The organism is Enterococcus malodoratus ATCC 43197 (genome assembly GCF_000407185.1).
Lineage (GTDB): Bacteria > Bacillota > Bacilli > Lactobacillales > Enterococcaceae > Enterococcus_A > Enterococcus_A malodoratus.
The window spans coordinates 177,842-192,234 of record NZ_KE136482.1 but is presented as its reverse complement, the minus strand read 5'-3'; the positions used below and the strand labels follow the sequence as shown (position 1 = coordinate 192,234).

The window sequence follows — 14,393 nt, the reverse complement described above, 5'->3', positions numbered from 1 at the left end:
TACGTATTATCCCATCGACAGGAAGAATTTATTTTTATTTAAATCTATAATTAAAAAATAAAAAAACTTTCGTTGTTTGATTAATAAAATTTTTTGAATAAAATGAAGGTTTTTTTACTCGCTCTATCACTAATAAATGGGCTTATGATAGTATTTAATTAGTCAATCACGGACTCAACTGTTGGTTGAGTGGCTTTTTCGCCCTTTCAATCAACAGTTTATTGCTTATCAAATGACTCGGAGGGTAAACTTATGGTAGAGATCGGAACCAGATTAAAAGAATTGAGACAAGCAAAGGAAATGTCGCAAAAGCAATTGGCGGACCACCTGCATGTCACTCCCCAAACTGTTTCTAAGTGGGAGCTTAATAAAAGTTATCCCGATTTGGATACGCTGCTGCAGCTAAGTGAATTTTTCCAGATCTCAACAGATAAGCTGCTGGGAAATTCCAAGCCGTCATTTCTTCACGCACTCTTTTCTAAAAAAGGAGAAAATACCATGAAAAAGAAAGAGACCGATTCTAAACCAAGTTATCCAGAAGGAGACGTTCCAAAAGCGGTGAAAGTCGAAAATGCCGCCAATATTCTGATCATCACCTTTGACAATGGCGATATACGTTACTTGAAATCACATTATCTGAATGATTACCTAGATGCCTATTCATTAACCAAAGGCCGAGGCAAACGCCGCTTATTAATTGGCGGTGGTCCGACAATAATGTGGCTAGGCACTGACATCGAGATTCTGGAGGATGGTACGGTTCTGCTATTCGGTAAAGACAGCTACTCACCACAAGAGCTTTGGTACGAAAGTCAGTCTAGAGCTACAGGCTTATAAGAACAAACGAAAAAGGCTTCTCATTCGAGAGGCCTTTTTGCTTTAGCTCCATTGAAGCTCGTTTCTTTCTTGTAAAGTCAGTCCAAAACTTTTGTAATGTTCCTGTATTCGCTGCTGTAAATTTGGGATCACCGCACCTTTTTTGACTAATACGTCCACTCCGGCCGGTGTCACCAACGATTTTTCAAAACGAATCACTAATACATCGCCCTTCACCGTCACGACCTTCCAGCGGCTGCTTAAAAGCTTCAAAATTCCTAAACCGCGCCAAACAAATTGCTCCGCAACTAAGCGATCGATGCCTTTGATTTGTTTTGTTTTGCCATTCGCTTCGTATTCAACTAAATCAAGTAATTCCACCGCATTTTTCTCGGTTCGTTTATACGTGATTCGGGGATTTTTTCTTTTATCGGTCAGCCACATTGGAAAGTTCGTCCCTTTTATTTCCCAGGTGCCATCTAATTGAGTATGCCAATCTGTCATATTCTCACCTCATATTCTTCTTTTAAGTGTAAATTAGAACTGATTTATGCCAAAGAAATATGCTTTTAATTAATTTTAGGCATACCGAATCTTTTTCTTTTCTTTTCCTGATTTTGGGTGTATTATTGCATCGTAGAAAAGTTTAGAGAAAGGTGGGAGCGTCTTGAGTACAAAAAATCATCCCCTTTTAGAACATACAAACGGACTTTCATTAGAGGAAGTCAACGGTACGATCAAAGTACCGAAAGGAAAAAGTTTCTGGCGAACACTCCTCGCCTATTCAGGACCGGGAGCGTTAGTCGCTGTCGGCTATATGGACCCAGGTAACTGGTCAACTTCTATCACTGGTGGTCAAAATTTCCAATATCTATTGATGTCGGTCATTTTGCTTTCTAGTTTGGTAGCGATGCTGCTGCAATACATGGCTGCTAAACTAGGAATCGTCACTCGAATGGACTTGGCCCAAGCAATCCGTGCGAGAACCAGCCGATCATTAGGAATCGTCCTTTGGATCTTGACCGAATTGGCTATCATGGCAACCGATATTGCGGAAGTTATCGGGGCAGCCATCGCGCTGTATTTATTGTTTAACATTCCACTAGTCATCGCCGTTTTCATCACGGTCTTTGACGTATTCTTACTGCTGCTGTTAACAAAAGTCGGGTTTCGAAAAATCGAAGCCATCGTGGTATGTTTGATTTTCGTGATTCTCTTCGTCTTTATTTATCAAGTAGCCCTGTCCAATCCCGATTGGGGCAATGTGTTGAAAGGTTTCGTTCCAACTCATGAAACCTTCGCCGACTCTCCTGCGATTGGCGGACAAACACCATTGACTGGAGCTCTTGGTATTATCGGAGCAACCGTAATGCCCCATAACCTTTACTTGCATTCAGCCGTTTCACAAACACGTGCCATCGATCATGACGATGAAGAAGAAGTCGCAAGTGCGGTTCGTTTCACAACTTGGGATTCAAACATCCAATTGTCATTAGCCTTTCTAGTCAATGCTTTGCTTTTGATCATGGGTGTGGCGGTCTTCAAAACAGGAACCGTCAAAGATCCGTCATTCTTCGGATTGTATGAAGCATTATCTAATCCTGATACTTTGAGTAACGGTATTTTAGGAAGTGTCGCTAAGACTGGCGCGTTATCAACCTTATTCGCAGTCGCACTTCTAGCTTCTGGTCAAAATTCAACAATCACTGGTACCTTGACTGGACAAGTTATTATGGAAGGCTTCGTTCATATGCGGATGCCAATCTGGTTGCGTCGTTTAGTCACTCGGCTGATCTCAGTCGTTCCCGTATTAATCTGTGTGCTGTTAACTCGCGGCAGTACCGTGGTTGAAGAACATGAAGCATTGAACAATTTAATGAACAATTCGCAAGTTTTCCTAGCTTTCGCCTTACCGTTCTCTATGCTGCCGCTATTGATGATGACGAACAGCTCGGCGGAAATGGGGGAACGCTTTAAGAACAAATGGTTCGTTCAACTCCTAGGTTGGGTATCCGTTATCGGATTGACTTATCTGAACTTGATCGGATTACCTAGTCAAGTCGAAGGATTCTTCGGTGACACCCCTTCCGCTGCGGAAATCATCACGGCAGATACGATTGCTTATGTATTAATCGCCGCTGTTCTTGCTTTGCTCGTTTGGACGATTGTCGAACTCTACAAAGGTAATAAACGCGTCGCACTTGCTACTAAGGAAATGGAAGAAGATTTATCGGAATAACTCTTCCTTCTGTAAATGATGCGTTTTAAATCACTAAAGAAAAAACCTTTTGATCAATTAAGCTCGTGATTCGCAGCCTATTCGATCGAAAGGTTTTTTTATTCGATTCTCTCGCAAACGGTTCGTTTTTCGCCTCACAAAGCGGCCATAAAATCATAGGCTTGTTGGGCGATAAGCTCAGGCTTTTCAGACATCAATAAATGACCGGCATCTATGTGAATCAATGGGACATTATGTTCAAGTGCGAATTGCTTTTTATGCTTTAGCCAAGATCCCGGCTTGCTTCCCATCATTTCGAATTTACCTGAATAGAATAAAATCATCGGTTTATTTAAAATACCTTGTTCCTCTATAAGCTGAGCAGCCTTGAGATATTCCGGTGTTTCTTTGTCGACATTTTTATACATTGTTGTGTTAAACAACAGCTTCATTTGTTCCTTGTCATGAACAGACAGATCTTTTTCAATGGCCGATAAGTCCACTATCCCATTCATCATGGCGACACCCGATAATCGGTGCACTCCAATAAATGCTAAAAGCTTTACCAGTTTAAGTACGAATGGATTGATTTTGCTAGCTGAAACGGCTTGGGGAACAGCCATATCTAATCCTAGAATACCGGCGATTTCATCGGGGTATCTGTGTGCCCAATAAAGAGCCTCCAATCCTGCTGCCGAATGAGGAAGCAGAATATATTGCCGATCACCTTCCCCGACAAGACTTAACGCTGTACGAGTTTCCGAAAGAATCCTATCAACATCTCGCGGTTGATCGGTTTCCTCAGAATAGCCAAACCCAGGCCTCTCTACTAACGCGATTCTGTGGGTTTTCGAAAGCTTTGAATACAATGGACGGAAAGTAAAAACCGGAAATGGATCGCTGCTTCCCACTAGAAAGACTAACAATGGCGCGTTTTCATTTGCGTGTTCGCCTTCTAAATAGACATGCATCTTGTGCCCAGCCACTTCCACAACTTCGCCAGGTGCTTCCAATCGCTCATACTCCGACGATGAGCGCGTTTGATGAACAACCGTCAATACAGCTAAAAATAAAACTACGACAGCAATGACTCCGGCAATTATTAATAGAATCAACATGATAGAATCCCTCCTTAAGATAATGGTTCAATGTATCTATTCTTCAAAAGCTGAGTAAAAAACTTAGTCAATTTCAGCTTTATTGAACCTGAATCAGTCTACTACATAGAGCCCTTTTGATAAAAACTTGCAACTGCTTCAATGATTTCATCTTCTACGATATCAACACCCAATTGTTTCATCATGTGCTGTAAAAAGCGAAAACGTTTTACAACTACCTCACTATCACCGGGAAATACGTCCGTATCACACCAGAAATTGAGCATCAGTAAAAATACATCCGCACATTCATCCGGAAACTCTGTGGTAATACTTCCATCTTCTATCCCTTCACGTATAACAGCTGCAATTATGGGTGCTAATTTTTCTAGGCTGTTTTGAATAGATCCTAGTATGACTTGGGGACTGCCTGCAACACTGGCAATCATCGTGCTGGACTCATTAACTGTTTCATCAGTTAAATTTAGTTTGAGTAAACGGCTAAGTTTTTCTTTAGCTGTTAGTCCCTGCATGTCCATCAGCCATCCGCTGACTGTTTCTGCCACACGCTCAAATTCCTTCTCCATCACTGCATTAAAAATCGCTTCTTTAGAATCAAAGTGATAAAAAATGGCCCCTTTTGACATCCCCAAAGCATTCACAATATCTTGCATACTGGTCTTATCGTATCCTTTTTCGATAAATAGTTTTGAAGAAACAGAAACAATATTTTCGATTGTTTGTTTCGGATTATTTTTTCTCGGCATTTCTATACCTCCTAAATAAAAAACCAACGGTCGGTTTTTTATAAGTTTAGCAATCGTTTTTGGTCTTGTCAATTGAGAAATTGACTTTCATCCGCCATATCTCAATAATTGGAATCATTTTTACCAGCCGAAACAAAAAAACAGAAATCCCTGATGATAGGATTTCTGCTTTTTATTTGTCCGGATACCAATTGATTCCCGCCTTTTTGGCTTGCGAAAACAATTGCCGATAGCTCAGTTGATATTCTTGGTCGTCCTTAATAAAATGGGTGCCGCATTGACGAAATTCAAAGGCCACACCTTTAGAAATTGCTTCTTCGCGTAATTTCAACATCCAATCGTAGTTTAATGGCCGAGCATTTTTATGATATTCCCCGCCGGCTACGACCACTTCAATATCCGTCAGATAATCACGGATCGTTATTTCTTCAAGCAAAGGCTGGCAAGCAATCGTTTTATGCTTAATCGGCAATTTTTGTAGTAAGGATAACCGCTGATCCGCTCTGGCTTGATTTTCTACCGAGACACCGATCGTGACATTCTCATAGCCATCGCCCCAATCCTCCGGCACACAATCCATCAATCGTTCGATTCGCTTAGTCAAAAACATAAAGTTCAAATCGCTGCGCTCTTTAATCATTTGCCAGCACTCATCCCGCCACGAGTCTGCCTCTTCGACTAAGAAATCACTAGAAAAGCAAACGAAAACTCTTTGGCCGCCCTTCATTTTATAGCCATTTTTCGTTTTTCTGATCGGTGCATCAAACTGGGCTGTTTTTTCGATCTTACTTGTATCGACAGCGCGCTTTTTATCCCCTTCATGAATAAAACAATATTTGCATCCTTCGCTGACGCGGCGGCAGCCCCGCCATGGATTCCAAGCTCCCATGCGCTCTCACCTGCTTTTTTCTTTTATCATATCAAATTTCGTGAGCGATTTCTTTATTCGCCCAAAAATACACCTCTTTTACTGCGTTTATCCTAAAGATATTTTGCTCTGGTATAATCAAGGAAAATCAAGAACAGGAGCATCAAACTATGGAATTTAGAAAAATTGAGGATCTAACTGATTGGAATCGCAAGCAAGCCTATGAGCATTTCACTCACAATGTCAAAAATACCATCACATTGACTGCGGATATTGATGTCACAAATGTCGTCGTCCAATGCAAAGAAAAACAGCTTCGTTTTTATGCGTCATTTATTCATTTAGTATCCGCTGCTGTAAATAAATTTGACGAATTTAAGATGGGCTATGACGAACAGGGAAATGCTGGAATCTGGCAAAATGTGTCACCGTCATACACGATGTTTCACGACGAAGATCATTCTTTTCACAATCTTTATACGGCCTATGATCCCTCTTTCGCCACATTTTATAAAAATGCCGTTGGTGACATTGAAGCAAACCGCGACACTGCCGGAATTGATTGGAGCAACACCCCCCGCAATTTATTTTATATTTCCTGCATTCCTTGGATGTACTATAAAGATTTTAGTCTGCAAATGTACAATGAGCGCCCCAATTTGGAGCCAATTATTACTTGGGGAAAATATCAGTCCATTAATGGACGACTCATGCTGCCATTTACCATTCAAATCAGTCATGCGGCAGCTGTCGGCTATCATATTTCACAACTTTATGCAGAGCTTCAGCAGCTTTCCAATGATTTTTGTCCAATGTAGAGCATGTCAAAAGCCATCAGACCGATTTCTGATGGCTTTTGACTCGCGTATTCTTAATAAACTGTACGTATTTCAGTTAAATAAGCCTTTAAACTAGCTATTCCGCCCTGATTAAAGCGTTTTATAAACTCAGATCCGATTATCGCGCCATCTGCCCCGTTCGCTAAAATGCTGGCGATATCTTCAGGATCTTTAACACCAAACCCGACAAATACTGGCAGGTCGGTATTCTTTTTGACATATGGCAGCAATTCAATATAGTCATTCGGCAGCTGATCAAACTCGCCGGTCTTCCCTTCACCAGAAACTAGATAAATGAATTGGGAGCTTTGCGATAATTGTGAGGCTACCGCCGTCTTATCCAACTGTTTACTAAACGTATGGACCAGTCCCGGATATTTCTCCGTATCTAATTTTTTATCTACACATAAAATTGCATCATAAGTACTTTGAGAAAGCTGCTCCAATTTGAAAGATTCCACCCCTTCGTTATAAGTCATCAAGATTATTTTGAATGAATAGTGTTCGCGTATTTCAGCTAACACCGATGTGATTTCTTCCATAGTTAAATCTGGAAAAACTTTCTCTTGCGATTCTCTAACGATAGCGCCATCTAAATAAGGATCAGCAACCGGAATTCCAATCTCAACATAGCCGATTTTAAATTCTTCAACGAGATCTAATATTTCAAAAAAAGTTTGGCGCGTCGGATAATTGATGGTTAAATATAAGACTAAATTTTTCATTACGCACCTCCAAGTAATTGCAGAATCCATCCTAGAATTGGCCCATAGACGGTGTAATCTGTCTCACTTAAGATTCGCATAATCGGTGCATAACTGCCGACCATCGGAAGCAAGAATGCTTGACCAAAAATCAAAATGAATCCATTTGCTAAAGAACCTAAAATTGCTCCTCTGCGTCCTCCATGAGCATTGCCGAAAATCGCTGTCGCAGCTCCTGTAAAGAAAGTAGGAATTAACGCCGGAAAGACAACCACTGGATAATTTATCGCTCCTAAAATCAACATTCCGGTTAAACCAGCGACTAAACTGCATAAAAAGCCGACGATCACTGAAGTAGGATAACTAGGAAACAGCAAGGGAATATCCAGCCCCGGCTTAGAGTTAGGAATAATCTTATTGGCGATTCCGTGGAAAGCTGGAATAATTTCAGAAAGCATCATACGTACACCTGTGATGATGACGGTAATCCACATCCCGAATTCAACACCTCGTAATAAAGAAAAGACAATAATATCTTGGCCACCCGTAATGTTTTCCATCGTCCAGCTAGGCGTTGCAAAGAGACTGACGATCAAGAATAGAACAGTCATAACTAAGGTCAAAGCAATCGTCATCTCTCTTAGAAAATTCAGCTTCTTAGGAATTTCCATTTCTTCCAGATCATTTTCTTTATTTCCGAATAGCTTAGCCAATAAAGTAGCTACTAATAAACCAGAAGAACTAGAATGCGCTAAGGTAAATCCTTCCCCGCCTTTGACCCCTTTCATGCAAACAGCCACATACGCACAACTAAAGGTCATGTACAGCCCTAACATAATCGCTCCGACAGCAACAATACCAGTAAACGGTAACGTCGTATTAAATTTTAATAAGGCCGCAATCAATCCCGCAAAGAAGAAAGAGACATGCGCAGATAAATGTACATACTTAAAGCGGGTAAACCGGGCCAGCAAAAGATTGATCAGAAAGCCGAAAGCAAAAATCAACGCCATTTCTGTTCCGATATCCGCAAAACTTTCAGCTTGAGCGACACCAATATTTGAAGAGAAAGCTTTCATATCAAAAATTTTCGAGATCATTTGTTGCAGCGGCAGCAAGGCCCCGCCCAATGTTTGCCCTCCGACATTGATCATAGTAAAGCCGATCATTGTTTTGAGTGTGCTAGGTAAAATTTGATCCCAGCTCTTCTTTTGAGCGACCATCCCGACGATCACTACCATCCCAATAATAAACACTGCTTGACTCAGTACATTATTTACAATATATAAAAAGACCGACATTTTTTAAGCCCCCCTATTCATTTATCGTCCTCAACAGTTGCTCCCTCAGATACTCTTTATCCATCATGTTATCGATTCGGATGATTTTAGCCGTTGAGTCCCGTAAAGTATCGGCAAAATCCGAAGTGGTAATCAAAATATCATAACTATTAGGATCCACCGAACCAATATCGGCTGCATCAACCGTGGCCTCGACACTCTCGGCATCCAAAATTTGCTGGGTAAACAAACGCATCATCATACTGCTGCCGACACCGGCGCCACAAACGGTTACAATTTTTATCATGATTCATTTCCTCCTTTAACCATCGCTAAGATTTCTTTTGCTTCTTTAGCCTTCAAGAAACGTTCGACATTTTCTTCATGGGATAATATCTCCACTAGTTCCGCTAAGGCCTTCAGATGGGTCTGATGATCCACCGCACATAAACCAATCACGATCTTCACCGGATCGTTCTTAGGGTGCCCGAATACTACAGGTTCTGCCAAAGTGACGACGCTAAAACCGATAGCCAAAGCGCCTTCTTCTGGACGCGCGTGCGGCATGGCGATCCCAGGCGCAATCACAATATAAGTGCCATTAACTTCAACATTCTTTATCATGCCCTCAATATAAGCGTCTGTTGCTAAATTATTTTTTACTAGCAATTCTCCGCTTCTTCTAACTGCTTCATCACGATTCTCAGCACGATAATGCAGGTCAATTAATTCCTCTGTCAATACTTCTTTAAGCATAGGCTGATACTCCCTTGTTATATTTTCACTTGATTTGAGATTAAGATAATTCGTAAATTCCTTCGAGAGACTTTGTACCTGCTGCGGACTCAGCACCGCATACTGCTTGACTATTTCCAACAATTTTCCAACCTCAACCTCATGGAAAACGGGTTTAATAAAACCGCTGATAATGCTGATGTCTTCCTCAGATAAATAAGGATTCACTTGAACAAACGGGACACTTTTGATCTCTAAAGAAATCGTAGTAATCACTAAATCAACTTTGTGATCCGTCAGCCATTTGACTCCTTCCTTAGCCCCAAAAGTTCCAATGACGTCAACGTTAAAAATATTTTTGATTTTGCTTTTTAATATTTCCGACGTGCTGATTCCGGCATGACAAATGATGACTATTTTGGTTTTATGAGGTACATAAAACTTTTTGCGTTCCAACGAAGCGGCGAAAAATAGCGTAAAGAAACTAATCTCATGATCCGAAAACGTGATCTCCAACATTTTTTCAATCGACGAAATCTGTTTACGAATAATCAAATGCAAGTCACAGTAATGATCTAACACATAATCGTACATTGGATTTTCTAACGATTCTTTCGCCAACGTTCGTTTATAAGCTGGCCGCAAATGATTGATCAGTCCCTCATACAATTTCTGATCCCCTTTGAAAACTAACTCAGGCAACTCACTATTCACTGCGGTAATAAACGTTTCAACTAGCAGATTGAAGGTTACCCACTTATCAGAAATCAACTCCTGGTATTTTGTGATCGAGGCTTCGGACAATTTATTGGCTAAATAAATCTGTTCTGTTGAACTGACAGGTTGGCCAAAAAGTTCAGCCAACTCCCTTCGATAGTCAAATAAAGTCTGTTCTTCTTTACTCAAAAAGTCCTTTTCACTAATTGTCGAAAGCGTCTCTCCCAATTCGATTCGTTTCTTCGTAATCCAGAAATGGATAAGTACCTTTTGAAAAGCTTCATCACTTAATTGAATACCCAATCGATCACAAATTTTTTCGATAAATGCTTCAATATCACGCAATAACTCTTTTTCATGCTCAAAGTGCTCCGTTTCAAATAGTAACGGATCTTGTTCAAGTGTTGCGGCCAGCAGATTGCGAATAAGGATTTCATCGCCAATCACTCGATACCCCCGGAATGGGAGTGTTTCAAGTTCGATTCCGTTTTCCTCAAGTTTCCTTTTAATCTTCTGCAAATCACTCAATAAGGTATTTTTAGAAACCAATGTCCGTTGCAGCAAATCTTCAGAACTAAAAATACCCGCTGAAAGTAAGATAGACTCTAAAACGCGAATCCGCCTGATTTGCTTATCACTGCTGACAAAATCACTATTATTGAGCAATAGTTTCTCGATATCTACCGGACTGTCAACGCTGTACTCAACACGCGCTTTATCAATGATGATTGTCTTCTCGGAAACAGAACTTAGCGTTTCATTTAATTTATTGATGTCGTTATAAATCGTTCGAGTACTCACGTGAAATCGTTTGGCCAACTGATTGATTTCAACGATTTTTCCTTGTTTTGCTAGCAAAGTATATAAATTTGATAATCGATTATCCATAAGCTTTCCTCCTGAATTTAGTATAAGTCATCACAATCGCCATGAAAAAGAACAGTTCCTTTCAAAAAATTTGAAAGGAACTGTTCCAGCTAGCAACCATTGATAATAATTAGTTTTTTGCATTTTTAAACCATAATTAAAAGTAACAGATTTAAGCGCGATTTCTTTATCAGAGCATTAATTGCTTAAAAATGCTAAAATTGACCTATAGATTTTTAAAAGGATGTGATTTTTTGGAAGAATATCGCGGCTTACTAGAAAAAACGATTTTACTGCAAGAAAAGCCGATCATGATGTCTTTACTGATTATGAGCGATGGCGAAACGAAGACCGAAGTTTTGATCAAAGATCGTTATCTTTCCGGTTATGTTTTTCGCTTACCGGAAAACAAATATATGATTCATATTGAAGGTCGCCGCAACAAGCGCAATCAATTAGTTGCGAAACATTTTGAAATTATGAATCCTGATGAATACATCAAGATCATCGGCGCGCCCGAATAACTTGAAAGAATAGGAGCAATTCCCCTTGTCAAAAAAAACTAAACTAGTTGCTGCAATCGTGATTGTGGCAGCTAGTTTCGCTGTCTACGGCGTAAAAGATCATCTTCAAGAACCAAAAACGACCACACCAGCAACGACGCAAACACAATCGCAAGTCGTTTCAGCACAGCAGGATTTGGCTCAGCTTAACTATGAAGGCACTCAGACGATCGAGATCAATCAAAATAACCCGACCTTCACTAAAGAGGATCTTTCTACTGCGAATGGTCCTTGGGAAAAATTCGGCGACTTGGATCATTTGAATCGAGCGACTGATGCGGAAGCTTTACTAAATAAAAAATTGATGCCCACTGAGAAACGCGGCGAGATTTCCAGCGTCACGCCGACAGGTTGGCACAATAAAAAAATCAACGGCCAATACCTTTTCAATCGTTCTCATCTGATTGGGTATCAATTAACCGGACAAAATGCCAATTGGAAAAACTTGATCACTGGAACTCGGCAATTGAACAGTCCGGAGATGCTGCGGTTTGAAATGGATATCAAATACTATTTAGAAAAAAGTAATAAAAATTACGTTCGCTATTCTGTCGTTCCTGTTTTTCGCGGCGATGAACTGTTAGCTCGTGGCGTCCACATGATGGCTCAATCTATCGGCAACGACGATATTCATTTCAATGTCTACATTTTTAATGTGCAAGAAGGCGTCAACTTAAATTATGCGGACGGCACTAGTACGATCGGCACTAAGTCGCAATCATCAACTTCATTAACGTCCTCGACTGCTTCTCCCGAGAAAGAATACGTTGATAGCTCCGGCAAAGGATTGATCAAGGGTTCAAAAAGCGGTGTCTACCACTTGCCCGGCAGCAAATATTACGACAATACTACGAATCCAAGAGCGTGGTTCAAGACAATTGATGAAGCAAAAAAAGCCGGATATCGCGCCGCAAAATAAATTTGAAAAAAAATTCACATTAATACTTTACAGATACATTTCTTATGTTACAATAATGTTACGAAAAGATTAAATTGCCTGTTTAACTCATTGCAGCTTGAAATAATTGGAGGTATAAAAAGTTCTTATCGACAAATTGTTTGAAAGATCTCGTTGGATGAGACACGGCATGAAGGACATTCACAACATTGACTAAGGAGTGAGATTTTTGAAAAAATTACTATTTGCTTTATCGCTATTCATTCTATTCCCCATCAGCGCGAATGCTGAAACTGAGAATTCGGCTCCAGCAGAGAATTCCCCTGTAGCCGCAACCGAACAGACGACTCCCGTTGAAGCAAGCAGTGACAACGGAACTGTTGACTCTAGTGTGACTACTGAATCAACCTCAGCCGCGCCTGCTGATAACAGCGAAGTTAAAGATATTCAGAAAGCCAAAGATAAAACGGTTGAGCAAATTGAAAAAGAGACTGGCGTGAAAAAGAGTAACGATCCTGTCGGCAACGAGCAAGATCCTGAAAAAATTCGCGAAATGTTGAAAGACGAATCAATGAAAAGTTTAATTTCATCAAGCGAAGTTGACGGTTATTCTGACCAGCAATTATTGAATGCAATGAATTTGTGCCAACGAATCAGCGCAGATACCTACGGCTTGGATGTCGGCGGTTATGCTCGAATCTTACAGGCACTTTATAAAGACAACACGCTATCTTGGAGTAAAATCGAAAATATTTTAAATTACAATCCAAATAATTACACCAATGCTCTTGAAATGATTGATCAACTTGACAGCTTGCAGGCATACTTAGCGGCACTGTACCCTAGCAATAGCTCCTTTATGCCGATTCGTCAAATGAGCAATCAGGAGTTAACAAATGTCCTAAAACACATTTCACCGCTTCAAGAACAAATGATTGGAACGCAAGGAAACTTTTTCCCTGGGATTATTGCTTGGATCGCGCGGTATGCGAAAGATGATGCTGTTCGGGCTGGAACGACAAGTTCAAGTACAACAGATACTTCGACAACCGAAGAATCAACAGCCTCAACGACAAAAAGCGCTGAGAACAACGCCCCGGCTAAAAACGATAAAAAAGACAACAGCGGTTCTAGCTTCCTACCAAAAACCGGTGAACAAAGAAGAACCTGGTTAACGGTGGCTGGCGTCATTATCTTAGCTCTAATTGCCTTTATCATGGTTCGTCGAAATCGTAAAAAATAAAAAAAATCAGTGAGCAAAAATCTGCTCACTGATTTTTTATTGTTTTGCTTGGTAGGCATGCCAATCGGCTTCGAATTGGGCGATCCCATTCGTCGTCAATGGATGGCTCCATAATTTCTCGAATAGATTTCCTGGGATCGTAGCGATATCTGAACCCGCTAATGCAGAGGCTTCGACATGCCCAAGATTGCGAACACTTGCCGCAATGATTTCAGTTTTAAAGTCATAGATATCAAAAATTTCTCTTAGATCACTCACCAATTGAATCCCGTCAGAGGCAATATCATCCAGCCGCCCTAAGAACGGACTGACATACGTCGCCCCAGCTTTTGCGGCCATCAACCCTTGAGCTACCGAAAAAATCAAGGTGACATTGGTTTTGATTCCTTCTTTAGAAATTGTGTGAACGGCTTTTAGTCCGGCCTCTGTCATCGGGATCTTCACCACGATATTGGCGGCCCATTGATTGATCTCCCGCGCTTCACGAATCATCCCATCACTATCTAACGAGGTGACTTCTGCACTGACCGGCCCATCTACCAACGCACAAATTTCTTTGATAACGGATTCAAAATCTTTGCCCTCTTTTGCGATAATCGTGGGATTTGTCGTTACACCATCCACTAAGCCAAGCTGATTGATTCGTTCGATTTCTTCAATATTCGCTGTGTCTAGAAAAAATTTCATAATTTCCTCCTATAATCACTTGTTCCATCGCCTGCAACACCGATTGCACCTGTCTGACTTGTCTGCCTATAAATGACTTTCCTACTATTGTATA

General features: G+C 40.7%; 15 protein-coding genes. 6 read left to right on the top strand and 9 right to left on the bottom strand.

Translation table 11 applies throughout. From position 1 onward, the window contains the following. The first annotated feature begins 252 nt into the window (after nt 1-252). Nucleotides 253-837 (top strand): helix-turn-helix domain-containing protein, encoded by a 585-nt coding sequence (locus I585_RS22890; RefSeq protein ID WP_010741801.1) that lies wholly within the window; start codon nt 253-255, stop codon nt 835-837. 42 nt (nt 838-879) lie between these two features. Here I585_RS22890 and I585_RS10760 read toward each other — a convergent pair whose 3' ends face one another. Further along, nucleotides 880-1,320 (bottom strand): hypothetical protein, encoded by a 441-nt coding sequence (locus tag I585_RS10760; RefSeq protein WP_010741800.1) that lies wholly within the window; start codon nt 1,318-1,320, stop codon nt 880-882. A gap of 163 nt (nt 1,321-1,483) precedes the next feature. Between I585_RS10760 and I585_RS10755 the strand changes: the two genes are divergently transcribed. Next, nucleotides 1,484-3,055: an Nramp family divalent metal transporter gene (locus I585_RS10755; protein WP_010741799.1), complete on the top strand. Its 1,572-nt coding sequence runs from the start codon at nt 1,484-1,486 to the stop codon at nt 3,053-3,055. 134 nt (nt 3,056-3,189) lie between these two features. Here I585_RS10755 and I585_RS10750 read toward each other — a convergent pair whose 3' ends face one another. The 3 genes from I585_RS10750 to I585_RS10740 form a co-directional block, all read right to left on the bottom strand. Continuing rightward, nucleotides 3,190-4,152 (bottom strand): alpha/beta hydrolase, encoded by a 963-nt coding sequence (locus I585_RS10750; RefSeq protein WP_010741798.1) that lies wholly within the window; start codon nt 4,150-4,152, stop codon nt 3,190-3,192. A 101-nt stretch (nt 4,153-4,253) separates the two neighbouring features. Beyond that, entirely contained in the window at nt 4,254-4,898 is a 645-nt protein-coding gene (locus tag I585_RS10745) for a TetR/AcrR family transcriptional regulator (RefSeq protein ID WP_010741797.1), read from the bottom strand. 172 nt (nt 4,899-5,070) lie between these two features. Further along, nucleotides 5,071-5,787, bottom strand: a complete 717-nt coding sequence (locus tag I585_RS10740) for a DUF5131 family protein (protein ID WP_010741796.1) — start codon at nt 5,785-5,787, stop codon at nt 5,071-5,073. A 149-nt stretch (nt 5,788-5,936) separates the two neighbouring features. Here I585_RS10740 and I585_RS10735 point away from each other — a divergent pair, with 149 nt between their 5' ends. After that, nucleotides 5,937-6,584: a CatA-like O-acetyltransferase gene (locus tag I585_RS10735; RefSeq protein WP_010741795.1), complete on the top strand. Its 648-nt coding sequence runs from the start codon at nt 5,937-5,939 to the stop codon at nt 6,582-6,584. Between the two features lie 53 nt (nt 6,585-6,637). On the opposite strand, the gene I585_RS10730 is transcribed toward I585_RS10735, so the two are convergent. From I585_RS10730 to I585_RS10715, 4 genes are read right to left on the bottom strand one after another with little or no spacing between them, the layout of a single operon-like run. Beyond that, the gene (locus I585_RS10730; protein ID WP_010741794.1) at nt 6,638-7,330 is read right to left on the bottom strand and encodes a tryptophan synthase subunit alpha; all 693 of its coding nucleotides are present in this window, start codon (nt 7,328-7,330) and stop codon (nt 6,638-6,640) included. Beyond that, entirely contained in the window at nt 7,330-8,610 is a 1,281-nt protein-coding gene (locus I585_RS10725) for a PTS ascorbate transporter subunit IIC (protein ID WP_010741793.1), read from the bottom strand. Before I585_RS10725 ends, I585_RS10730 begins: the two co-directional genes overlap by 1 nt. Nucleotides 8,611-8,623: 13 nt before the next feature. Continuing rightward, complete coding sequence (locus tag I585_RS10720) at nt 8,624-8,896, bottom strand: PTS sugar transporter subunit IIB (RefSeq protein WP_010741792.1); 273 nt, start codon at nt 8,894-8,896, stop codon at nt 8,624-8,626. Next, nucleotides 8,893-10,929, bottom strand: coding sequence for a BglG family transcription antiterminator (locus tag I585_RS10715; protein ID WP_010741791.1), 2,037 nt, complete (start codon nt 10,927-10,929; stop codon nt 8,893-8,895). Before I585_RS10715 ends, I585_RS10720 begins: the two co-directional genes overlap by 4 nt. A 233-nt stretch (nt 10,930-11,162) precedes the next feature. On the opposite strand from I585_RS10715, the gene I585_RS10710 reads away from it, so the two are divergent. From I585_RS10710 to I585_RS10700, 3 genes are all read left to right on the top strand, one after another. Then, nucleotides 11,163-11,432, top strand: coding sequence for a hypothetical protein (locus tag I585_RS10710; protein ID WP_010741790.1), 270 nt, complete (start codon nt 11,163-11,165; stop codon nt 11,430-11,432). A gap of 25 nt (nt 11,433-11,457) precedes the next feature. Beyond that, nucleotides 11,458-12,390, top strand: coding sequence for a DNA/RNA non-specific endonuclease (locus tag I585_RS10705; protein WP_010741789.1), 933 nt, complete (start codon nt 11,458-11,460; stop codon nt 12,388-12,390). Nucleotides 12,391-12,598: 208 nt separating this feature from the next. Then, nucleotides 12,599-13,612, top strand: coding sequence for an LPXTG cell wall anchor domain-containing protein (locus tag I585_RS10700; protein ID WP_010741788.1), 1,014 nt, complete (start codon nt 12,599-12,601; stop codon nt 13,610-13,612). Between the two features lie 36 nt (nt 13,613-13,648). Here I585_RS10700 and fsa read toward each other — a convergent pair whose 3' ends face one another. Continuing rightward, complete coding sequence (gene fsa / locus I585_RS10695) at nt 13,649-14,299, bottom strand: fructose-6-phosphate aldolase (RefSeq protein WP_010741787.1); 651 nt, start codon at nt 14,297-14,299, stop codon at nt 13,649-13,651. Between the last annotated feature and the right edge of the window lie 94 nt (nt 14,300-14,393).